This window comes from Micromonospora sp. SD12, from assembly GCF_052068495.1.
In the GTDB taxonomy this organism is placed as follows: Bacteria; Actinomycetota; Actinomycetes; order Mycobacteriales; family Micromonosporaceae; genus Micromonospora; species Micromonospora echinofusca.
In genome coordinates this window covers 1-21,564 of record NZ_JBQHDF010000018.1, presented here as the reverse complement: position 1 = coordinate 21,564, position 21,564 = coordinate 1, and the positions used below count along the sequence as shown (strand labels likewise).

The window sequence follows — 21,564 nt, the reverse complement described above, 5'->3', positions numbered from 1 at the left end:
ACCGGCCCGATTCGGCACACCCCACCACCCCGGTCCGCCACCGACGGTGCGGTCCGGACCCCGGAAGGAGCAGGAATGATCGAGAGGTGCGACCGGGACACCCGGCCGAGATCGCGCTCGCGCCTACACGCGGCCCTCGCCGTCGCCGCCGTGGGACTGCTCGCGGCGACCGGCGCCACGGTCCTGCCCGGCGCGGCGAGCGCCGGGACGACCCTGGGCGCGTCGGCGGCGGAGCGCGGCCGCTACTTCGGCGCCGCCGTCGCCGCCAACAAGCTCAGCGACAACACCTACGTCACGATCCTCAATCGCGAGTTCAACTCGGTGACGCCCGAGAACGAGATGAAGATCGACGCCACCGAGCCGCAGCAGGGGCAGTTCACCTTCGCCAACGCCGACCGCATCGTCAACCACGCCCGCAGCCGGGGCATGAAGGTGCGCGGCCACACCCTGGCCTGGCACTCACAACAGCCCGGCTGGATGCAGAACATGTCCGGCAGCGCCCTGCGTTCCGCCATGCTCAACCACGTCACCCAGGTCGCCACCTACTATCGCGGCAAGATCGACTCGTGGGACGTGGTGAACGAGGCGTTCGCGGACGGATCCAGCGGCGCCCGCCGCGACTCCAACCTGCAACGCACCGGCAACGACTGGATCGAAGCCGCCTTCCGCGCCGCACGCACCGCCGACCCCGGCGCGAAGCTCTGCTACAACGACTACAACACCGACGACTGGAGCCACGCCAAGACCCAGGCCGTCTACGCCATGGTCCGCGACTTCAAGCAGCGTGGCGTGCCGATCGACTGCGTGGGCCTGCAGTCGCACTTCAACAGCGGCTCGCCCTACCCGGGCAACTACCGCACCACGCTGTCCAGCTTCGCGGCGCTCGGCGTCGACGTCCAGATCACCGAGCTGGACATCGCCGGGGCCTCGCCCACCACGTATCGCAACGTGGTCAACGACTGCCTCGCGGTGGCCCGGTGCACCGGCATCACCGTCTGGGGCATCCGGGACAGCGACTCCTGGCGGGCCTCCGACACACCGCTGCTGTTCGACAACAGCGGCAACCGCAAGCCCGCGTACGACGCGGTCCTCGCCGCCCTGAACAACGGCACTCCCCCGCCGACCACGCCGCCGCCGACGACCGGCCCGACCACCCCGCCGCCGGGCGGCGGAAGCTGCACCGCGACCCTGCGCGACGGCACCCGGTGGGGTGACCGGTTCAACAGCGAGGTGACGGTCAGCGGCGCCACCAACTGGACGGTCGTCGTCGCGGTGACGCCCCCGCAGAAGGTCTCCGCCACCTGGAACGGCACGCCGAGCTGGGACGGCAGCGGAAACGTCATGACCATGCGCTCGAACGGCAGCGGCAACGTCTTCGGGTTCACCACGATGGCCAACGGCAACTGGAGCCGCCCGCAGGTCTACTCCTGCACCGCCTCCTGAGCACGGCCGCCGGACGGTCCCGGGGCGGCGCCCGCCGCGCCGCCCCGGGACCGCCGGGTCGACTCCGGCCCCGGCCGTCGGGCGCGTCGGCCGACAGCGGGGCCGGCGGCCATCGTGCGCGTCGCCGGAAGGGCGTTGGCGTGGACCGCAGTTACCTGACTAAAGTCAGGCTTCATGGAAGCGGAGCTCATCGCCGCCGTGCGGCGGTTCAACCGGACGGTGACCCAGCGGGTGGGGGCGCTCGACGACGAGTACATGGCGCGCGCCCGCCCTCTCGCGCAGGCCCGGCTGCTGTGGGAGATCGGCCCCGCCGGCGCCGAGGTCGCCGCGCTGCGGTCCCGGCTCGGGCTGGACTCGGGGCACCTCAGCCGCCTCCTGCGCGCCCTGGAGGGCGCCGGGCTCGTCACCGTCGGGCCGGCCGGGCAGGCCGGCGGGGACGCCCGGGTGCGGGTCGCCACGCTCACCGACGCCGGCCGCGCCGAGTGGGCGGAGCTGGACGCGCGCTCCGACGAGTTCGCCCGGTCGATCCTCGCACCGCTGACCGGGCGGCACCGCGAGCGGCTCGTCGCGGCGATGGCCGAGGTGCAGCGGTTGCTCGTCGCGTCGATGGTGCTCGTCGGGCCCTGCCCGCCGGGCGACCCGCGGGCCCGCGCGTGCGTACGGGCCTACGCCCGGGAGGTGGCGCGGCGCTTCGACGGCGGGTTCGACCCGGCCCGCAGCAACCCGGTCCGCGACGAGGAGCTCGTCCCCCCGGCGGGCGTGTTCCTGCTCGCCACGCTCAACGCCGAGCCGGTCGGCTGCGGCGCGGTGAAGCTGCACCCTGGCGCTCCCGCCGAGATCAAGCGGGTCTGGGTGGCGGACTCCGTACGCGGGCTCGGGCTCGGGCGGCGGTTGCTGGGCGAGCTGGAGCGGCACGCCGCCGAGCGGGGCTGGACCGCCGTCCGGCTGGACACCAACCGCAACCTCACGGAGGCGATCGCGATGTACCGGGCGGCCGGCTACCGGGAGATCGAGGCGTACAACGCCGAGCCCTACGCCCACCACTGGTTCGAGAAGCGACTGGCACCGTGACGACCCGACCGGCGCTTGCGGGACCCTCGACATTCATGGAAACTTGTCGATGCTTCTGAGCCGGATGTGATCGGGTAGCCGGGCAGCCCTCGATCGGAACCCCGCCCTGTCCGCCGTCTGAGGAGAGGAACAGTTGATGAGAGCCAGACTCCGACTGCTGGGCGCCGCCCTGGCCGCCGCCGCGCTGACCGCGCTGGCGGCGGTGGCGCTCGCCCCGCCGGCGTCCGCCGCCACCCTGACCGAGGTGACGAACTTCGGCCCCAACCCGAGCAACCTGCGCATGTACCTGTACGTGCCGGACGCCGTCGCGCCCCGGCCGGGGCTGCTGGTCGCGGTGCACTACTGCACCGGCACAGGCCCCGCCATGTACGCCAACACCCAGTACGCGGCCCTGGCCGACCGGTACGGCTACATCGTCGTCTACCCGTCGGTCACCCGCAGCAGCCAGTGCTTCGACGTCTCCTCCCCGCAGGCGCTGCGCCGCGACGGCGGCAGCGACCCGGTGGGCATCAAGTCGATGGTCGACCACGTCCGGCAGCGGTACGCCGTCGACCCCGACCGGATCTTCGCCACCGGCATCTCGTCCGGCGCCATGATGACCAACGTCCTGCTCGGGCTCTATCCCGACGTGTTCAGCGCCGGCGCGGCGTTCTCCGGGGTCCCCTTCGGCTGCTTCGCCACCACCAACGGCTCCGAGTGGAACAGCGAGTGCGCCAACGGCCAGGTCAGCCGGACCCCGCAGCAGTGGGGAGACCTGGTCCGCAACGCCTATCCGGGATACACCGGGCGGCGGCCGCGCATGCAGACGTGGCACGGGACGAACGACGAGGTGTTGCGCTACCCGAACTTCGGCGAGCAGATCAAGCAGTGGACCAACGTGCACGGGCTGAGCCAGACGCCGACGTACACCGACAGCCCGCAGGCCGGCTACACCCGCACCCGCTACGGCGGCAGCGGCGACCGGGCACCGGTCGAGGCGATCAGCATGCAGGGCGTGTCGCACAACCTGCCGGTCGACGCGGCGCAGGCGATCCGCTTCTTCGGCCTAGACACCACCGCTCCCCCAACGACCCCGCCCCCGACCACCCCGCCCCCGACGACTCCGCCGCCCAGCACTCCCCCGCCCAGCACCCCGCCGCCCGTGCCGGGCGGCTGCCGGGTCGGCTACACCGTCAACGCGTGGAACGCCGGGCTGACCGCCTCCGTCACCGTCACCAACACCGGCACCGCGACCGTCGACGGCTGGTCGCTGGCCTTCCCGCTGCCCGCCGGGCAGAACATCACCAACGGCTGGAACGCGACGTACGCCCCCACCAGCGGCGCGGTCACCGCCCGCAACGTCTCCTACAACGCCACCATCGCGCCCGGCGCGTCGGTCAGCGTGGGCTTCCAGGCCACCCACACCGGCGATACGGGGCGACCCTCCTCGTTCACCCTCAACGGCGTCACCTGCACGATCGCCTAACCGGCCGGGGCGGCGCCGACCCCGGCGCCGCCCCGACGGACAGCCGGTGCGCCACCGCAGCCGGTTCCCTGTTGCTACCGTCCCGGGATGCGGTGGACGGTGGCCCGACGGAGTCTCGCCGTGCTGGCCGGCTGGTACGCGTTCGCCGTGCTCGCGCCGGTCGCGGCGGCGACCTGGATCTTCGGCCCGGAGTTCCTGGGGCTGGGCTCGCCGAGGCCCGGCCCGGTGAAGCTGTGCGCGGAGCGGACACTGGCCTGCCACGGTCCCGGTCCGGACGTGTGGACCCTGCTTCGGCTCGGCGTACTGCCCCTGCTGGGCAGCCTCGCCATGTCGCTGCTGGTGCACCGGTTCCTCGTCGGCCGGGTCAGGTCGGCGACGGTCGCGGGCACCCTGGCGGCGTTCAGCGGCTGGCTCGGCTGCGCGCTGCTGACCTGCGGCCTCCTGTACCGCTAGCGACCAGTCGCCGCGGCCAGCAGGATGCGGCCCGGGATCCCGGACCCGCCGGTCCTGCGGGTCAGCGCAGCGTGGAGCCGGTCAGCGTCGGGTTGCGGGCACCCAGGAAGAAGATGCCGGGGTACCCGCGCGTCTCGAAGCCGTCGCTCGGGTTGCGGCGCAGGGTGGAGTCCTCGATCCGCATGGTGCCGGTGCGGTCGTTGCTGACGAAGAAGACGGCCCCGCCGCCCTCGTTCGCCTCGTTGCCCTCGATGATCGTGCCGGCGATCCGGACGCTGAACTCGTTGCCGTCGCAGTAGATCGCCCCGCCGCTGCCGCCGCCCGGCGTGCCGGCCCTGGCCGGGTTGGCGCCGGTGCCGACCGCCCGGTTGCCGGTCAGGACGCTGTTCAGCACCACCCAGCTGACGCCGATGCTGCTCAACGCGCCGCCGTTGGCGCAGACGCCGCCGTCGAACGTGCTGCCCACCACGTACACGGGCCTGTTCTCGTGCTGGCTGAGCACCCGGATGGCCGCGCCGCCCAGGTCGGGGCCGGTACGGTCGCAGCGGTTGCGCACGAACCGCGAGTTGACCACCTTGAACCGGCCGCCCCGGACGAAGATCGCCCCACCGCCGCCGCCCTCGGTCCGCTCGCCGCTGGAGTTGCCGTCGGCGAAGGTCAGGTTCTGCACGGTGAGCTGCGGGTGGTCCTGGTTGTGACAGTGCGAGGTGGTCCAACCCTGCGCTTCGTCACAGGTGTTCATGTAGAGGATCCGCCGTCGCCCCTGGCCGCTGAGGGTGACCTTGCCGCCGCCGTCCAGCACCACCCTCGGCCCGTTGGCGTTGCGGACCTTGGCGGTGGCCGTCATCGTGATCGTCACCGGGTCCGGCCCGCAGTCGAAGGTGATGACGCCGCCGGCCGCCACCGCCTTCACCACCGCGGCCGAGGTGCAGCTGGCGGCGGTGCCGCCGCCGACCGTCCGCGTCGGCTTCGACGTGTCGACGGCCCGCGCCTCCGCCGGCACGTCCGCGCCGCCCCTCGGGTTGCCGGCCTTCAACGTCCCGCCCTTCGTCGAGGGCCTGGGGGTCGCGCTCGCGGAGGGCCCGCCGAGGCCGGAACGTGCTGTCGGGGCGCTACCGGGGCTGGACGCCCCGACGGGGCCGGACGGCGCCGGCGCGGCCACCGGGGCCGACGCCGCGTCGCCGCCGGTCGTGGAGTTTCCGCAGGCGGGCAGGCCCGCCCCGGCGACGGTCAGGGCGAGCAGGGCGACAAGTGGCTTCACACGCACGCTGTGATGCTAGGAGCCACGCGGACCGATGAGCGAATCCGTCGCCCGGCTCGACATCCGCGCGCACCACCACGGGCCACGAAAGCCCACGGTGGTGCGTCTACCGGTTCGCGGGACGAACAACCGGGGTGGGCGCGCCGGAGGTCGGGGGAGCGCTGACCGGAGGAGCTTCGATCACCTTGCGGTCGAGGCTGACCTGTGCCGTGCCGGTGCCGCCGACCCGGATGTCGTCGTACGCCTTGAGCTGGCGGTCCGGGCCGAGATAGAGAACCGACATGGCAAGCGGTGTCGGCTCGTCGCCTTCGAGGCCTCGTAGTCCTGCCCCACCGGTGGAACCCTGCACCGACAGTCGCGTGGTCACCTCACCGGTCGGTGGCAGCACCGTCACCTCCCGGCGGTGGGTGTGCCCGGCCAGCACGACGGGCGCGAGGCCGTTGAGCGCGGGGGCGGACGCGGGGTCGTGCACCAGTGCGAGATCCACGGGGGCGTCCAGGGCGCGGATAGTGGTGGCCAGGAGTTCACCGGCGCCCTCGACCGTCGTCGGCGACTCGTCCCAGGGGCCGGAGGCCTCCTCCCGCTTGTCGGGAGTGAAACGGGGATCGGCGATCCCCGCGATCCTCAGCCCCGCGACGACCGTGACGGAGTTGTCGAGCACGACCGCGTTGGGCTGGCTCGCCACCGCGGCAGCGGTGCGGGGCGAGTCGTGGTTGCCGCGGATGTAGACGTAGGGCACGTCGAGCTGACTGATCATGGAGACGTAGGTGGTCTCGGGTTCGCTGCCCCAGTCGGTGATGTCACCGGTGTCGATCACCGCGTCGATGTCGTACTGGTCGACGACGGTCTTGATCACCGGCCAGGCGGCCGGATTGAGGTGCAGGTCCGAGACGTGCAGAAGCCTGGTGGTGTCCGGGGACGCCTGGTAGATCGGCAGGCTGGACACGGTGGCGTACAGCTTGCCGACGTTGCCCACCAGCCGTTGCAGCTGCTCGGCGTAGCGGCCGTAGTCGTCGGCGATCCGCTGGGCGTCACCGATCAACGCGGGGGCGTTGGCCAGCAGTCCCTCGTAGCGCGGCTCCGCAAGCGCCTGCGGTCGCAGCGTCGCGGCGGCGGTGCCGAGGGTGCCGCCGGTGATCAGCAGCGCCAGGCCGCCGGACCAGGCGACCCGGCGGACGGACCGGAAGGTCACGGCGGCGAGCAGCATCGAGGCCAGGACCGCCACCCCGAGCGTACGCAGCCCGAGACGCACCAGCGCGTCACGGAGGTCCTGCGGTGCGGTCTCCCCGGCACGGGCGAGAGCTGCGGGATCGTTGATCAGCGCCTCGGTCCGTCGTTGGTCCAGCGAGTCGAGGCGGGCGGTCAGCTGAGCGGGCCCCTCGTGACTGTCGAGGAAGAGCGACCCCAGGGGTGGCACGGCCACCTCGGTGCCTCCGTCCGCGGCGAGGGTCACGTGGAACGCGACCCGGAACGGGCCGACGTCACTCTCGCCCCTGCCACCCAGCAGGACACCGACTGTGACGCCGACGCCGGTGACGGCCACGAGCGCGGCCACGGTCACGGTCCGCCTGGCCCATCGGGAACGGACGAATCGGGACGCACCTGTCCTGACGCCTCGCAGGGTCGGCATCATGTCGCGGTAGCGCGACCGACGGGCACCGGAGTGTGGGGTCACGGTCGGAGTCCGATCTGTTGCTCAGGAGGGGGCGGCCGGAAGCGCAGCAAACAGCTCCGGCCGCGACTGCGCCGGACGTGCGCCTTCCGACTGCCCGGACCTTCGACCTCACCGAAACCTGCACGCATGCAACAATCCCTGCGGCTGTCACGCTACCCGTCGGGACGCGGACCGGCCAGCTCCGCTGTCGGCCCCGACCGTCGGGCGGCGCCGCAGGTCCGGTTGCCTGGTCCTCCGGCACGCGCGCAAGAGCACGGCACTCCGACGATCCGTCACGGCCGAGGCCCCTGCGGGGCTGTCACACGGCGATCCGCGGTGAGCCGGTCGCGGATTCGTCCGCCCCCGCCGGTGACCCGGTGGCGGAAGGATCGGCGGAGATCGGCGTGCCGGGCGGGTCGCTGGGTCGGGGGTCCGGGACGGACCCGTCGCCTGGCGGCGGCGATGCCGAGGCGCTGCTCGGCGGCGGGTCGGCGCTCGGCGACGGCTCCGTGCTCGGCGGCGGGTCCGTGCTCGGCGGCGGGTCGGTGCTCGGCGACGGCTCCGTGCTCGGCGAGGGATCGACGGGCGGTGGAGGCGTGGTGGTGTCCTGGGGGTGCCCGGTCGCCGGCGGGCTGGCGGGCGGCTGCGGGTCACCTCCCGGGTCGGGCTCCAGCGGAAGCGGATCGCTGTCCTGCGGAGTCGTGGGCTCCCCTGGCGCGGCGCCGGCGGACGGCGTGGAGGCAGTCTCACCGGCCGGCCGACCCTTTCCTGCCGAAGGGGCGGAGGCGGGTGGCGGAGCGGACCCGACGACGGGCGACGCGATCTGGCTGACCACCCGGTCACACGGCAGGCCGTTGACGGAGAACGCGACCGGAGCCCTCAGGCGTTCGGCCTCGACCGTCCCCCGCAGCGCCGCTGCCAGGGTCGCGCCGGGGGCCAGCGGCCTCGCCGGGGCGAGGGTCACGCGGCGGCGGTCCTGCTCCCAGGACGTGCCGGTGGTGAGCACCCGGTGGCCGGGAGGCAGCGCGAACGCCAGTGACCAGTCACGCAGCCACTGCCCCCCGATGTTGGTGACGGTCAGGTCGGCACGGAAGCTCCCGTCCGCCATCTGGTGGGCGGTGTACCGGGCGGCGCAGCCGCCGGACTGCGGATCGGTGCTGCCGTTGTCGCTGTCCGCGGCATCGTCGAGCGCGGTGAGGCCCGGCAGTTGGCCGACGAGTACCGCGGCGAGCAGGACCGCCGGTACGCCGACGGCGGCCCGGGAGCGGAGGCTGCGCAGACGTGCAGGGCCCGGTACCGGCACGGTCCCGGGCCGCGTGTCCGCGGTGCGAGCCGGAGCCCTCGGACCACCGGTGAGCTCACGGGTCGATCCGGTGGCCGCCGGCGGGTCGGACACCGCGGCCGCAGGCCGCACCGACACCACCTCCACGCCGGTGGCGCCCCGGAGGGCGACCGCCACCTGGGCGGCCTCCGGCCGGCGACCCGCTTCCGACGACAGGCAACGCCCCACCAGGTCGGCCACCTCGTCCGGCAGTCCGGGAACGGACGGGACCTCGGCAGCACCCCGGCCGCGCCGCAGCTCGGCGGGACTCAGCCCGCTGACACACTCGGCCAGCACCAGGCCCAGGGCGAAGATGTCGCCGGCTGGCGCCGCCGTGGCGCCGGCCGCCTGCTCCGGAGCCAGGTATGCCGGCGTGCCCCAGATCAGTTCCCCCTCGTCGGCGGGGTCCTGGCCGACACCTGCGGCGATGCCGAAGTCGACGACCTTGATCCCCCGGGAACCGAGCATCACGTTGCCGGGTTTGACGTCGCGGTGGACGAGTCCGAGGGCGTGTGCGGCGGCGAGGGCGTCCGCCACGGCGGCGCCCACCCGGGCGACTTCGCGCCAGGGCATCCGTCCCGACCGGCGCAGACAGGCGGCCAGGGTCTCGCCGTCGACGAACTCCATGACGAGGAACGGTGCCCTCCCCCTGCCCAGACGCCGCTGCTCGCCGTAGTCGTAGACGCCGGCGACGTGCGGATGGTCGAGTCTTGCCGCCGCGAGCGCCTCACCGCGCAGCCGCCCACGCGCCGCCGGGTCGTCCAGCAACTCCGCGGAGAGCATCTTCACCGCCACCGTGCGCTGAAGCCGCAGGTCGAAACCGCGCCAGACCACCGCCATGCCACCCTGCCCGACCGGTTCGTCGAGCCGGTAGCGCTGCTGCAGGAGTCGCATGTGTTCGTCTCCCCGGTCGTCGTACGGCGTCGACGCGGTCGGGGCGGGATTCCGCTCCGGTCGCGCCGTTGTTTCCGTCGACGCTGGGCGGTACCCGGCGCTCGTGGCCCAAAACCCCTGCTCAGCAGTCCTCCGGACGATGGCGGGGATTGTCATGCAACCGTCATCATCCTGCGGTCATGCCGCCATATGCGGGGGAAGTTCTTGTCCATGCGGCACGACGGAGAGGAGGGACCGCGATGGGTGGACGGCAAGGCCGGGTGCGTCCGGCGCTGGCGACCCTTCCGGCGGTGGTCCTACTCGCCACGGGCTGCACGAGCCCACCGGCGGCCCCGCAGCCCAGTCCCGAACCGGTGCCCACCACCCGAGCCGGCACCGTCGCGCGAGCGGAGGTGGGCGACCGGCTCACCATGACCGCCGCAGTCGACCGGATCATCACCGACACCGCGTTCGTCGTACGCGACGAGGATCTGACCGGCGGCACCCTGCTCGTGCTGACGACGGGTCCGTCGGCGCCGGCTCCGCCGCAGCTCGTGACCGTGCGGGGCACCGTCATCCGGTTCTCCCACGGCGACCTCACCGTCCGCTACCGCCTCGGATCCCCGGAACCGTACCGGGCCTTCGAAGGTGGGCGGGCGCTCGTGGCCCAGGATCTGAAGGTCTGGCAATGAGCCTTTCGACGCGGCCCGAGCCCACGCGCGGGCCGGGTTCCGACCGCCATACCCACGGAGGAGCAGGATGACATCCGGTGCCCTTGTCAGCGCCATCGTCGTCGGTCTCGTCGCCGGCGCACTGGGTCGCCTCGCGGTCCCGGCACGTGAGGCGATACCGCGATGGTTGGCGCTGGTCCTGGGCGTCACCGCCGCCCTGCTCGCCACCGTCCTCGCCGTGCTGGGCGGCGTCGACGCCCGCAGCACCGGCCTCCCCGGAGTCATCGGCCAGGCGGGGTGCGCCAGCCTCACCGTCATTCTCGTCGCGACCTTCTCCGACCGCCGTCACCCTTCCCGTTAGTACGGTGGCCACCGACGACCGCCGGTCTGCCGGTGCCGTGACTTCCGCGGACCACCGGCTCTCCCCTACCAGGCGCATTCCGGTATCTCGCCGCCGACGGCTGCCTATGGTGGAGGCGACGCGACGGACGCGCGTGCGCCGTTCGCCACCGAGGACGATGGGCAAGCAGCATGGACCGGTTCCTGGAGGCTGTCTGGGACACGAGCAGCGTGGGCGGCCGCCTCGTGACCAGCGTCGTCCTGATCGTGCTAGCCATCGTGCTCGCCCCCCTGGCCGGCCGCCTGGCCACCCTCCGGGTACACGACACGACCAACCGTTACTACCTGCGCAAGGCGGTGCACTACCTGACCGTCGTGGCGTTGCTGTTCGCGCTGGCACTGCTGTGGCGGCCGTTCGCCGGCCGGGTCGGTGTGGTCTTCGGCCTGCTCGCCGCCGGTCTCGCGCTGGCCATGCAGGAGGTCATCGGCGCGTTCGCCGGATGGGTCAGCATCCTCACCGGCCGGCAGTTCCGCGTCGGTGACCGGATACAGATGTGCGGGGTCCGCGGCGACGTCCTGGACATCACCCCGCTGCGTACCCGCATCCTGGAGAGCGGCTCCTCCTCCGACCCGGAATCCTGGATCCGCGGCCGCCAGTACACGGGACGTGTGGTCTCGCTGTCGAACCGCTTCGTGTTCAGCGCACCGGTCTACAACAGCAGCACGGTGCTGGACCATCTGTGGGAGGAGTTGACCCTGCCCGTCCCCTACGAGGCGGACTGGCATCTGGCGGAGCGCATCCTGTGCGAGGAGGCGGAGAACGTCTCCTCGACGGTCGAGGCGCGAGGCGCCATCGAGCAGATGCGTCACCGCTACCCGGTCGCCGACGCGGAGGTCGATCCCCGCGTCTTCATCCGCGCCACCCCCAACTGGGTCGAGCTGTCGGCGCGGTTCGTGGTGCCGGTGCGCGCCGCACGACAGGTCAAGGACCAGGTCACCCGGCGGGTGCTGGACCGCTTCGCCGAGAACGGCATCCGGGTGGCGTCGGTGACGCAGGACATCACCGTCCACCCGCCGCAGTCCTCGGCTACCGGCGCCGCCCCGGATGGCCGTCGGTGACGGTCGCCGACCGGCGGGCGTACCAGCGACGGCCCGGCGTGGCGGTGACGCCGTGCACCACAGTGCTCGCGACCACCACCAGGCTGCCGGCCGCCCACAGCCGGGGATCCCGGGCTCCCTCCTCCTGGCTGTGGGTGAGATAGAACAGCGCCGACACGCCGATCGGCCCGAACCAGCCCAGGAACACCACGCTTCGCCGGGGCATCCCCAGTACGCGCTTCAGCGCGAGCACCACCGGCAGGCGACGCAACACCAGCACCGCGACCACGAAGGCCGCCAGGGGCCAGCCCAGATCGACCCAGTCACGCCACGGCACCTCGACGCCGAGCAGGAAGAACAACGGCAGCACCAGATAGCGGGTAAGCGCGTCGTCGAGCCTCTGCTCGGATGCACGTGACCGGTCGCCGATCACCGCGTTGTAGGCCAGACCGGCGGCGAACACCGCCAGGATGCCGTCCGTGCGTACCACGCGGGCGACCCCCAGTGCCGCGATGCCGAGCACGACCGTGAAGATCAGCAGGGAGCCCTCGTCCACGTCCTCCCGGGCCTCGGCTGTCATGACGGCCCGGCCGGCGGCGTAGCCGACCGCCAGGCCGACCACCACGGCCCCCACCACCCCCCACACCGCCGTGCCGAGCTGCCCGGCGAAGGATCCGGACGTCACGGCGGACAGCGCGAGCACGACGAACACGAAGGCGAGCCCGTCGTTGGCACCCGACTCGCCACTGATCACCTGACGTAGCCGAGCCGGCAGCTGCCGTTCGGCGGGCCCGCCCGAGACGACGCTGGAGGCGAGGACCGGGTCGGTCGGCGTCAGACAGGCACCCAGCAGCGCGGCCAGGGCCACCGGAAGGCCGAGGAGGAGCCAGGCCAGACCAGCGCTGACCACGGCCATACCCGCCATCGCGACGGCGAGGAGCACACCGATCGGGCGAATCACCGACCGGTACTCCGGCAGCGGAAAACGCAGCGCGACGGCCATCAGCGAGATGGCCAGCAGGACGCGGCTCGCCTCCAGGGTCAGTACGGACGCCTGGCGGTGGGGCAGGTCGATCAGCCCGAGGACCGGACCGACCAGTACGCCCAGCAGCAGCGCGAGCAGAGGCTCACTGACCGGTGCCTGACGGATGGAGCTGGACCAGAAGGCCAGCAGCACACCCAGGACACCGACCAGGGCGTAGCTGAGGTGAAGCGGGTCCATCCTGCGGCGCTACCCCCTTCGTGTCCGCTTCACACCCTTCACGCGGGCACCTGCCGCGGACGGTCGCGTCGACTCGGGTCCGGCCGCCACGCAGGCCGGGCAGGCGGCGGGCCCGGCCGCACAGCACTGCTCGCCCGAGAGGTGCGGGTCACGGTCCCCAGCGACGGAGCACCGGCGACTGATCCCGCCGGTTCCGGGCCGGCCAGCGCTGAGCCGACCAGCGTGTCGGAAGCACCGTCCCCCGTGCCTGGGTCGACGGACGGGGCGCGCCACGGTCCGTCGTACGTCACGATGGGGGTGTGCCGTCGAGGAACTGGTCGTCGTGAGCCGGCCCCGCACCGTGTCCGCGCGGCTCGCCGAAGTGCGGGAGAGCTTCTGGCTGGTGCCGGGGGTGTTCGCCGTGGGCGCGGTGGCAGTGGCCGGCGGCCTTTCGATGCTGGAGCTACAGCTGGACCTTCCCGTCGAGGGGATCCTGCCCAGCAATCCCGCGGGTGCCCGATCACTGCTGTCGTCGATCATCACGGCGATGATCTCCTTCACCGCGCTGGTCTTCTCCATCACGGTCGTGGCCCTGCAACTGGCCAGCAGTCAGTACACACCGCGGGTCCTCCGGACGTTCCTCCAGGATCGGATCATCCAGGCGACGCTCGGTACGTTCGTCGCCACCTTCCTGTTCGCGATGGTGGTGCTCGCGGCGCTGCCAGCCCGGGACGGGGAGCGGTTCCCGGAACTGTCGCTCGCGGTGTCGATGTCGCTCGTCCTGGCCAGCACTGGCATCTTCATCTACTACCTGCACCACATCACCACGGTGATGAGGGTGTCGCACATCATCGCCTCGATCGGCGCCCAGACGCGGCGATCGATCGCCCGCCTACCCGCGCCCGACGAGCCGGCGGCGATGGTGCACGGCAAGGTCACGCAGACCGTGCCGGCCCCGGCCCCCGGGATGGTCAGCAACGTCGACCTCCCCCTGCTCGCTCGCCTGGCACGCGAGTACGACTGCGCCATCACCGTCGTCCCCGCCCCGGGTGACTTCGTCGTCGAGGGGGCACCGCTGGTGCGCGTCCACCGGGTGGTCGGCGCAACGGGTCGCCCGGTACCGAACGACGAGGCCAGCCAGGGAGTGACCATCGGCATGGAGCGCACCCCGGGCCAGGACGTCGGATTCGGCTTCCGACAGTTGGCCGACATCGCCGAACGCGCGCTGTCCCCGGCCGTCAACGACGTGACCACCGCCGTGCGCGCCGTGCAGGAGGCGCACGACCTCCTGCGCCGACTCGCCACCCGCCCCGACCCCGTCCACGTCGTCCGAGACGACGACAGCACCGTACGCGTCCGGGTGGACGGGGTCCGGTACGACCTCCTACTGGCCATGGTCGTCGACGACATCCGACTGGTCGCCGGTCAGCAGCCGCGCGTCGCGCGGCTGCTGGACGCTGTCCTGCGCGACCTGGCGACCGTCGCGCTTCCCGCGCACCGGGCGGCGATCGTGTGTCGGATGTCGCCGGCAGCCCGCAGCAGCCACTGACAGCCGATGGCGCACCGCTCGCACGACCGTCGCGCGCGAACGTGGTCAGCGGGAGGGTTGGGGTGCCTCGCCCCGCCGCTGCGATTCGTCGCCGGCCCGTGACGCCGGCGGGACGAGTTGCTCGCGCAGGGCCGCGATCTCGGCGCGGAGGACGGCGATGTCCTCGCTCGTCGCCGCGGCCGCCTGCCCCTTGTCGGAGACCCGCTCCACGATCCAGGTGGCCAGCGAGCCCGTGACGAAACCGATCAGGCCGATCCCCCCGACCATGAGCCCCAGAGCCACGAACCGTCCGGCGTCGGTGACCGGATAGTGGTCCCCGTAGCCGACGGTGGTGATGGTCACCGCCGCCCACCAGAGGGCGTCGTCGAACGAGACGATGTTGGCGTCCGTGGCGGACTGCTCGGCGTCGAGCACGGCCAGCGCGGAGACCAGTACGAGCAGCATGGTGGTCACGCCGACATAGATCGCCAGCCGACCGCGGGCCCACGTCTCCGTCCTCCGGCTGAGCGTCAGCACCACGGTGACCAGTCGCAGCGCCCGCAGCGGCCGGAGGACGGGCAGCACCAGTACGGCCAGGTCGAACAGGTGACCCCGCAGGAATCGCCGCCGGTGCTCGGTCAGCCTCAGGCGCACCAGGAAGTCGGCCCAGAACGTCAACCAGATGAGGACCGTGGCGACCTCGCAGGTCCGCTGCCAGGGCGCCCCCAGGTCGGGTCGGAGGATCGGTGCCGCGTAGACGACGAGGAAGATCACCGACAGGACTGTCAGCGGGAGCGCCGTCCGGCGCTCCCATCTCGTCGCCCGATCAGCGGGACGCGTGTGGTTTCTCGCCTGCATGACCGGTTCCACCCCGAAGTTTTGCGTGTATACATGCAATCATTGCCGGGTGGGACTTTACGCGGAAAGCGATACCCGGTCGACTCTCGGCGGCGAGGAGCTGATCGACGGGCTCTCGGCCCTCAGTCGCGCCTTGGTGGGAATCACCGCCCGGACGCTGGCGACCCTCGATGTCGAGGTCACCCTGTCGCAGTACCGGACCCTGGTCGTCCTGGCCTCCCGAGGCCCGCTGCGCACCGTGGACCTGGCGGCTGCGCTGCACGTGCACCCCTCCACCGCGACGAGGACCTGCGACCGTCTGGTGCGCCGGGACCTGGTGGCCCGGCACCACCGGCCCACGGACCGGCGGGTGGCCCTGCTCACGCTCACGGAGGCCGGCAAGACACTGGTGGGCGATGTCATGCGGCACCGGACCGAGGAGATCCGGCGCCTGGTGCGGGCCGTCGCCACCAGTCCGCAGACGACCGCCGAGCTCATCACCTCGTTGGTGATCGCAGCCGACGAGCCCACGGAGGAACAGTGGTGGCACCGCTGGGAGCGCTGCGCCGTGGCGCCCTAGCGGCGGCCTCGGCGCACTCCTGCCGAGCGGCCCGCCCGCTACCCGGCATGGTCGACGACGTCGGCGAGACTGCTGCCGTCGCCCAGCTGTGACCGAGGGATGACGCTCAGACTGCCGTCGGTCTCCAACACCACCGCCGCGAGACCGTGGAGATCACCGGCGCCCTGACTGCGAGCGGCCTGCCGGATCTCGCTCTCGGCGACCCGGGCGCGGCGCATGGTGGCGTGACGCATCTGCCCGTCACGCAGCAGCATGGTCGGTCGTGCCTTGATCAGCCGTTGTGACGACGGCCAGCGCACGCCGAGCAGCGCGACCACGTACTGCAACGCCACCAGCAACAGCAGCGCCAGGATGCCCTCCGCCAGGGAGACGTCACGCGACAGGAGGATCGTGGCGAGGGTGGAACCCAGGGCCACGGTGACCACGAGGTCGAACGCGTTGAGCTTGGACAGGGTCCGCTTGCCGGACAGCCGCAGGATCAACACCAGCGCCGGATAGACGATCGCCGCGACGACGAGTAGACGCAGCAGGTCGGCGGGGTTCTTCAGCACCATCTCAGCGCCGTACCCGCGATGCGCGCCTCGCACGCGGCCGAACCGACGGCTCGTCTCCACACGCGCGGAGGAGCCGAGGGGTACGCGGGCTGACCTGCGGGGCACCGACGGCGCGGTGCCCCTCCTTGACGAATCTGGGCGACGAACTTCGGTACACCTGCCGCAAAGCCGTATACCTTGAATAGGCACGAAGGCCGCTTATCGAACGACTCTGAAGAGCAGAGGACGCCATGCACGACTCACGCCCCGGGTGCACCCGACCGGGGGTACCTGTCCGCCTCAGCCGAGCCCGGCGGCGAGCCGCCGGCATCGCGCGGATGGTTACCGCACTCGTCCTGGCCGGGGGTGCCTACGCGCTGTTCGCGCCGGCCGCCCAGGCCCAGGAGGAGCCACGGTCGAGCGCCGCGGCGGCCGAGGGCGAGGCGTTGTTCGAGGTCGGCTGCATCACCTGCCACGGTCGCAGCGCCGGAGGGGTCGAGGGACGCGGACCCAGCCTGATCAACGTCGGTGGCGCCTCGGTCGAGTTCCAGGTCGGCACCGGCCGGATGCCGCTGGCTCGCCAGGAGGCTCAGGCGCAGCGCAAACCGCCGCTGTACACCGACGAGCAGGTCCGCCAGCTCGCCGCCTACATCGACTCCCTCGGGGTGGGGCCCGTGGTGCCGGACAACGTCGACGCCCTGGTCGACGAGGCCAACCTGGCCCGCGGCGGCGAGTTGTTCCGGGTCAACTGCTCGCAGTGCCACGCCTTCGGCGGCGGTGGCGGGGCGCTCTCCTCCGGCAAGTACGCCCCCAGCCTCTACCCCGCCAGCGACCGGATCATCTACGCCGCCATGCTCAGCGGCCCGCAGAACATGCCGGTCTTCGGCGACAGCACCCTGACGCCCGAGCAGAAGGCCGACCTGATCGCCTACATCCAGCGGGTGATCCAGACCGACAACGATCCCGGCGGGTTCAACCTCGGCCGCTACGGTCCGTCCACTGAAGGGCTGGCGGTCTTCCTGGTCGGGATCGTCGTGCTGGTGTTCGCGAGCCTCTGGATCGCGGGCAAGTCGTGACCGGACACCGCGCCCAACAGAGCCGGGAGCCGGTCGACGTCACGGATCGGTCGTTGTCCCGCTTCGAGGTCGTACGCGAGGGCGCGCGGCGTGACGACATCGAGATCGTGCACTACGAGCCCCAGGTCGCCGCCGGCTCCAAGGCCGAGCGCCGCCTGGTCCGTACCGTCGCGGTGTTCTTCCTCGTCGCGGGACTCGCCGCCACCGCGTTCCTGGTCGTGTTCATCTGGTGGCCGTGGCGCTACCAACTCCTCGGCGAGATCGAGGAGTACTACACTCCGCTGCTCGGGACGACGATGGGCATCGCCCTGCTGGGCATTGGGTTCGGGGTCCTCGTGTGGGGCAAGAAGCTGTTGCCCAAGGAGGTGTCCATCCAGGACCGCCACGAAGGTGCGGTCTCCGCCGACGAACGCGCCGTCACCGGACAGACCATGCTCTACATGGTCGACGAGATCGGTGTGAAACGTCGCCCGCTGCTGGGTGTCTCGCTGCTCGCGGGCCTCGTTCCCCTCGGCGCGGTCGCCGCCGCGCCCCTTGTCGGCGGTCTCATCGCCGACCCCCACAAGGACAACCAGCTGTTCCGCACCGGCTTCGCCCCCGCAGACGACCAGGGCGCCGTCACCCGCGTGCGGCTGGTCCGCGAGGACGGCCGGCCGGTACGCCCCGCCGACCTGCTCCCCGGCGGGCAGGTCACCGTCTTCCCCGGCATCCCGCACGGCGTCAGCAACCAGTACGCCGACTCGGTCACCCTGCTCATCCACCTGCGGGCCCAGGACGCCCTGCGGGCACGCGAGAACAACGAACAGGCCGGCAAGCAGGACTGGATGTGGGGCAACTACATCGCCTATTCCAAGATCTGCACCCACGCCGGCTGCCCCGCCAGCCTCTACGAACAGCAGACCAACCGGCTGCTCTGCCCCTGCCACCAGTCGCAGTTCCTCATCACCGACAACGCCAAACCCATCTTCGGCCCCGCCAGCCGGCCCCTTCCCCAGCTCCCCATCGAGGTCGACGACGAGGGCTTCTTCGTAGCCACTTCCGACTACCAGGAACCCATCGGCCCCGACTTCTGGGAACGCCCCTGACCACGCAGCGCCACCGGCCGCCCGCTCCCGGAGGCCAGCGGGCGGCGAGTGCGAATCGTGCGGCTACGGCCCATCTCGGTGGACGTCAACCGGCATGCCACGCCACCGGTCAGGGCGCCGCGACGGCCGGGAAGCCACCGACCAGCGCGGTCACGGCGCGACGGATCAGGACGTGCGCCGCCGGGCCGGTGCCGCGGGTGAGCGCGACGTGGTGCAGCAGGCCGGCCACCGCCAGGCCCAGCGCCTCCGTGTCGACGCCGGCGGGCACCCGCCCCCGTTCCTGTTCGGCGGCCAGGTAGTCGGCGCTCGCGCGTTCGATCGTCCGCAGCACGGCGTTCCCGGCGCCCAGCACCGCTTCGACGCCCGCCGTCAGTTCCGGCCGGTGAGCCGTCAGCCGGGTCAGGGCCAGCAGCGCGCCCCCCGGCACCGCCAGGAAGGCGTCGCTGAGGTTCCCGACGACCGTGCCGGTCCCCGCGCGCCCCGCCAGGGCGGCCACCTCGCCGGCGATCTGGAAGGTCCGGTCGACCGCGTAACCGACCAGGAAGTCGTCGAAGTTCGCGAAGTGCGCGTACAGCAGCCCGGTGGCGACCCCCGCCTCGCGGGTCACGGCGCGGCCGGTGAGGCGACCGGGCCCGTCCTGCGCGATCACCCGCTCGACGGCGGCGAAGAGCTGCTGCCGGGGCTCTTGGGTGGCGACTCCGCGTGGCATGCCCGGATTCTAGGCGCCGTGCGGGGCCGCCGTTGCGCGAGTATGAGCAAACGCTCATACTGGTTTGAGCATATGCTCATTCTTGAGGCGAGGAGCACGGATGAAGCACGCGGTGATCGTCGGCGCCGGCATCGCCGGACTGGCCACGGCCCTGCGTCTGGAGCGGGACGGATGGCGCACGGTCGTGGTGGAGCGCGCCCCGGCCCGCCGCAGCGGTGGCTACCTGGTGAACCTGCTCGGGCCGGGCTACGACGCCGCCGAGCGCCTCGGTCTGCTCCCCGCGCTGTCCCCGCGGCAACTGGGTCTGTTCACCACCGTGCTGGTCCGGGCCGACGGGCGGCCCAAGTTCACCGTGCCGTCGGCCGTCGCCGAGGCCGCCCTCGGCGAGCGGACCATGACGGTGTTCCGGGGCGACCTGGAGACCGCCCTGTACGAGGCGGTGCGCGACCGCACCCGGTTCCGCTTCGGCACCACGATCACGTCCGTCGACCAGGACGCCGACCGGGTACGGGTCACGCTCAGCGACGGCAGCACGCAGGACGCCGACCTGCTCGTCGGGGCCGACGGGGTCCACTCCGCGACCCGTACGGCGGCGTTCGGCTCGGGGTTCCGGGTCGACCTGCCGTACGTGGTGGCCGCGTTCCCGCTCGCCGGTCCCGTGACGGACGTACCGCAGTCGTCCGCCACCACGTTCATCGGCCGGGGACGCACGGCGGCGATCGTCGACCTCGGCCCGCGACGGTCGTCGGCGTTCTTCACGTACCGGTGCCCGGACCCTCCCGCGCAACTGCGGCGCGGACCGGGGGCCGCGCTCGCCGAGGCGTTCGGCGACCTGGGCGCGGGCGTGCCGGACGCGCTGCGTCAGCTCGACAAGGACCCGTCCGACGCCTACTTCGACGCGGTCAGCCAGGTGGTCATGCCGCGCTGGGGCACCGGCCGGATCGTGCTGCTCGGCGACGCGGCCTGGTGCGTCACCCTGTTCGCCGGACACGGCGCGGCCCTCGCGCTCGCCGGCGCCGAGCAACTCGGCGCAGCCCTGCGTCGACACGACGACGACATCCCGGCGGCCCTGGCCGAGTGGGAGGTTGGCCTGCGGCCGGAGGTCACCAGACGACAGGCACTCGCCCGCCGGGGAATGCTCCAGTACGCGCCGCCCAGCCGGTTCCACGTGTGGATGGGCGACGTGACGATGCGGGCGATCACGCTGCCGGGCATCCGCGGTCTCGTCCGGCGCGGCATCGAACGTACGAGCCGGTGACGCCCGGTCAGAGGCGCGCGACGAGCACCTCGGCCACCGGCCTGGCATCGGCCAGGTTCCGCGCGGCCGGCTACCGGGGCGGCAACACGCAGAACTCGTTGCCGTCGGGATCGGCCAGCACCGCCCGGTCGACCTCGCCCTGGCCGATGTCGATCCGGGTCGCCCCGAGGGAGAGCAGGCGGTCGACCTCCGTTTGAAGATCGCCGTCGGCGGGCGGCGCGAGGTCGAAGTGCAGCCGTTGATTGCCGGTCCTCGGCATCAGCGGCGGGCCGCCCCAGGTGATCTTCGGACCGCCGAGCGGTGACTGGACCGCCGTCTCCTGGTCCTGGTCCCAGACCAGCGGCCACCTGAGTGCTTCGCTCCAGAAGTAGCCGACCTCCTGCGAGCCGTCGCAGGCCAGCGCGCCGACGAATCCGCAGCCGGCGAGGAAGTCATTGCCCGGCTCGATGACGCAGAACTCGTTGCCCTCGGGGTCGGCGAGCACCACGTGCCCCTCTTCCGGACGCTGGCCGACGTCGATGTGCCGTGCGCCGAGCTCCAACGCCCTGTCCACCGTCCGCTGCTGCTCCCCCGGGGACGCGCTCGTCAGGTCGAAGTGCATCCGGTTCTGGCCGACCTTCGGTTCCCGGGTCGGCAGGAAGCGGATCCGGAATGCCGTGTCGTCACCGGGCAGGAGGGCGACACCGTCGTACGGGTCGTCGGCCAGGTCCCGGCCCAGGACCCCCGACCAGAACCGCGCGAGTGGCAGCGGTTCGTACGCGTCGAAGCTGATCGCGAACAGTTGACATGTCATGGCTGGCCATCTCCGATCGCCGATCGGCCACCGCCGATGGTGAACCCCCGCCGCCGGGTCGATCGGGAGCATAGGGGCACGCCGGCGCCGTCCGCAGCCGAGTATTCCGCCGCCGCACCGGCCGGCAGCCCGTCGTGACCGGCCCGGCCCGGCTCCTTCGCGCCGGCGCCGCCCGGCAGCGGCACAGCACCAAATCCCCTGCTGTGGTACGACCTCTGCGCGGGAAGCGGCAGCCGATTAGGGCCTGTGTCGAAGTCGGTCACAGCCACTCGTTGATGGCCGCGAGGTGGATGATGGCTTCGTAGCGCACAGCGA

20 protein-coding genes are annotated in these 21,564 nt (G+C 72.2%); 12 read left to right on the top strand and 8 right to left on the bottom strand.

The window, feature by feature from the left end; translation table 11 throughout:
• Window positions 1–75 precede the first annotated feature (75 nt).
• From ACTMS2_RS24715 to ACTMS2_RS24700, 4 genes are all read left to right on the top strand, one after another.
• On the top strand, window positions 76–1,443 hold the full coding sequence (locus tag ACTMS2_RS24715; protein WP_441177528.1) for an endo-1,4-beta-xylanase: 1,368 nt from the start codon (window positions 76–78) through the stop codon (window positions 1,441–1,443).
• 174 nt (window positions 1,444–1,617) lie between these two features.
• The gene (locus ACTMS2_RS24710) at window positions 1,618–2,514 is read left to right on the top strand and encodes a GNAT family N-acetyltransferase (RefSeq protein ID WP_441177527.1); all 897 of its coding nucleotides are present in this window, start codon (window positions 1,618–1,620) and stop codon (window positions 2,512–2,514) included.
• 136 nt (window positions 2,515–2,650) lie between these two features.
• Window positions 2,651–3,979, top strand: a complete 1,329-nt coding sequence (locus ACTMS2_RS24705) for an extracellular catalytic domain type 1 short-chain-length polyhydroxyalkanoate depolymerase (protein WP_441177526.1) — start codon at window positions 2,651–2,653, stop codon at window positions 3,977–3,979.
• Between the two features lie 87 nt (window positions 3,980–4,066).
• Entirely contained in the window at window positions 4,067–4,432 is a 366-nt protein-coding gene (locus ACTMS2_RS24700) for a hypothetical protein (protein ID WP_441177525.1), read from the top strand.
• A 61-nt stretch (window positions 4,433–4,493) separates the two neighbouring features.
• On the opposite strand, the gene ACTMS2_RS24695 is transcribed toward ACTMS2_RS24700, so the two are convergent.
• From ACTMS2_RS24695 to ACTMS2_RS24685, 3 genes are all read right to left on the bottom strand, one after another.
• Window positions 4,494–5,699 (bottom strand): hypothetical protein, encoded by a 1,206-nt coding sequence (locus ACTMS2_RS24695; RefSeq protein WP_441177524.1) that lies wholly within the window; start codon window positions 5,697–5,699, stop codon window positions 4,494–4,496.
• Between the two features lie 100 nt (window positions 5,700–5,799).
• Window positions 5,800–7,323, bottom strand: coding sequence for a metallophosphoesterase family protein (locus ACTMS2_RS24690; protein ID WP_441177523.1), 1,524 nt, complete (start codon window positions 7,321–7,323; stop codon window positions 5,800–5,802).
• Window positions 7,324–7,666: 343 nt separating this feature from the next.
• Entirely contained in the window at window positions 7,667–9,562 is a 1,896-nt protein-coding gene (locus ACTMS2_RS24685) for a protein kinase domain-containing protein (protein ID WP_441177522.1), read from the bottom strand.
• Window positions 9,563–9,801: 239 nt separating this feature from the next.
• Here ACTMS2_RS24685 and ACTMS2_RS24680 point away from each other — a divergent pair, with 239 nt between their 5' ends.
• From ACTMS2_RS24680 to ACTMS2_RS24670, 3 genes are all read left to right on the top strand, one after another.
• Window positions 9,802–10,233 (top strand): hypothetical protein, encoded by a 432-nt coding sequence (locus ACTMS2_RS24680; RefSeq protein ID WP_441177521.1) that lies wholly within the window; start codon window positions 9,802–9,804, stop codon window positions 10,231–10,233.
• Window positions 10,234–10,300: 67 nt separating this feature from the next.
• A complete protein-coding gene (locus ACTMS2_RS24675; RefSeq protein WP_441177520.1) occupies window positions 10,301–10,573 on the top strand; it encodes a GlsB/YeaQ/YmgE family stress response membrane protein in 273 nt (90 codons plus the stop codon).
• A gap of 170 nt (window positions 10,574–10,743) precedes the next feature.
• Window positions 10,744–11,670: a mechanosensitive ion channel family protein gene (locus tag ACTMS2_RS24670; protein WP_441177519.1), complete on the top strand. Its 927-nt coding sequence runs from the start codon at window positions 10,744–10,746 to the stop codon at window positions 11,668–11,670.
• Here the strand turns inward: ACTMS2_RS24670 and ACTMS2_RS24665 are convergent.
• A complete protein-coding gene (locus ACTMS2_RS24665) occupies window positions 11,639–12,871 on the bottom strand; it encodes a cation:proton antiporter domain-containing protein (protein WP_441177518.1) in 1,233 nt (410 codons plus the stop codon). The two genes, ACTMS2_RS24670 and ACTMS2_RS24665, sit on opposite strands and share 32 nt — an antisense overlap.
• Window positions 12,872–13,193: 322 nt before the next feature.
• Here ACTMS2_RS24665 and ACTMS2_RS24660 point away from each other — a divergent pair, with 322 nt between their 5' ends.
• A complete protein-coding gene (locus ACTMS2_RS24660) occupies window positions 13,194–14,399 on the top strand; it encodes a DUF2254 domain-containing protein (protein ID WP_441177517.1) in 1,206 nt (401 codons plus the stop codon).
• 45 nt (window positions 14,400–14,444) lie between these two features.
• Here the strand turns inward: ACTMS2_RS24660 and ACTMS2_RS24655 are convergent, their stop codons facing one another.
• Window positions 14,445–15,236 (bottom strand): potassium channel family protein, encoded by a 792-nt coding sequence (locus tag ACTMS2_RS24655; RefSeq protein WP_441177516.1) that lies wholly within the window; start codon window positions 15,234–15,236, stop codon window positions 14,445–14,447.
• 100 nt (window positions 15,237–15,336) lie between these two features.
• Here ACTMS2_RS24655 and ACTMS2_RS24650 point away from each other — a divergent pair, with 100 nt between their 5' ends.
• Window positions 15,337–15,795: a MarR family winged helix-turn-helix transcriptional regulator gene (locus tag ACTMS2_RS24650; protein WP_441177602.1), complete on the top strand. Its 459-nt coding sequence runs from the start codon at window positions 15,337–15,339 to the stop codon at window positions 15,793–15,795.
• 38 nt (window positions 15,796–15,833) lie between these two features.
• Here the strand turns inward: ACTMS2_RS24650 and ACTMS2_RS24645 are convergent, their stop codons facing one another.
• Window positions 15,834–16,349: a DUF421 domain-containing protein gene (locus ACTMS2_RS24645; protein WP_441177515.1), complete on the bottom strand. Its 516-nt coding sequence runs from the start codon at window positions 16,347–16,349 to the stop codon at window positions 15,834–15,836.
• A 230-nt stretch (window positions 16,350–16,579) separates the two neighbouring features.
• On the opposite strand from ACTMS2_RS24645, the gene qcrC reads away from it, so the two are divergent.
• Together qcrC and qcrA are read left to right on the top strand one after the other, a co-directional pair.
• Window positions 16,580–17,404, top strand: coding sequence for a cytochrome bc1 complex diheme cytochrome c subunit (gene qcrC, locus ACTMS2_RS24640; protein ID WP_441177514.1), 825 nt, complete (start codon window positions 16,580–16,582; stop codon window positions 17,402–17,404).
• Window positions 17,401–18,489: a cytochrome bc1 complex Rieske iron-sulfur subunit gene (qcrA, locus tag ACTMS2_RS24635; RefSeq protein ID WP_441177513.1), complete on the top strand. Its 1,089-nt coding sequence runs from the start codon at window positions 17,401–17,403 to the stop codon at window positions 18,487–18,489. Before qcrC ends, qcrA begins: the two co-directional genes overlap by 4 nt.
• Before the next feature lie 109 nt (window positions 18,490–18,598).
• On the opposite strand, the gene ACTMS2_RS24630 is transcribed toward qcrA, so the two are convergent.
• The gene (locus tag ACTMS2_RS24630) at window positions 18,599–19,198 is read right to left on the bottom strand and encodes a TetR family transcriptional regulator (RefSeq protein ID WP_441177512.1); all 600 of its coding nucleotides are present in this window, start codon (window positions 19,196–19,198) and stop codon (window positions 18,599–18,601) included.
• A 100-nt stretch (window positions 19,199–19,298) separates the two neighbouring features.
• On the opposite strand from ACTMS2_RS24630, the gene ACTMS2_RS24625 reads away from it, so the two are divergent.
• The gene (locus ACTMS2_RS24625; protein WP_441177511.1) at window positions 19,299–20,456 is read left to right on the top strand and encodes an FAD-dependent oxidoreductase; all 1,158 of its coding nucleotides are present in this window, start codon (window positions 19,299–19,301) and stop codon (window positions 20,454–20,456) included.
• Window positions 20,457–20,526: 70 nt separating this feature from the next.
• Here the strand turns inward: ACTMS2_RS24625 and ACTMS2_RS24620 are convergent, their stop codons facing one another.
• A complete protein-coding gene (locus tag ACTMS2_RS24620) occupies window positions 20,527–21,249 on the bottom strand; it encodes a VOC family protein (protein ID WP_441177510.1) in 723 nt (240 codons plus the stop codon).
• Window positions 21,250–21,564 lie beyond the last annotated feature (315 nt).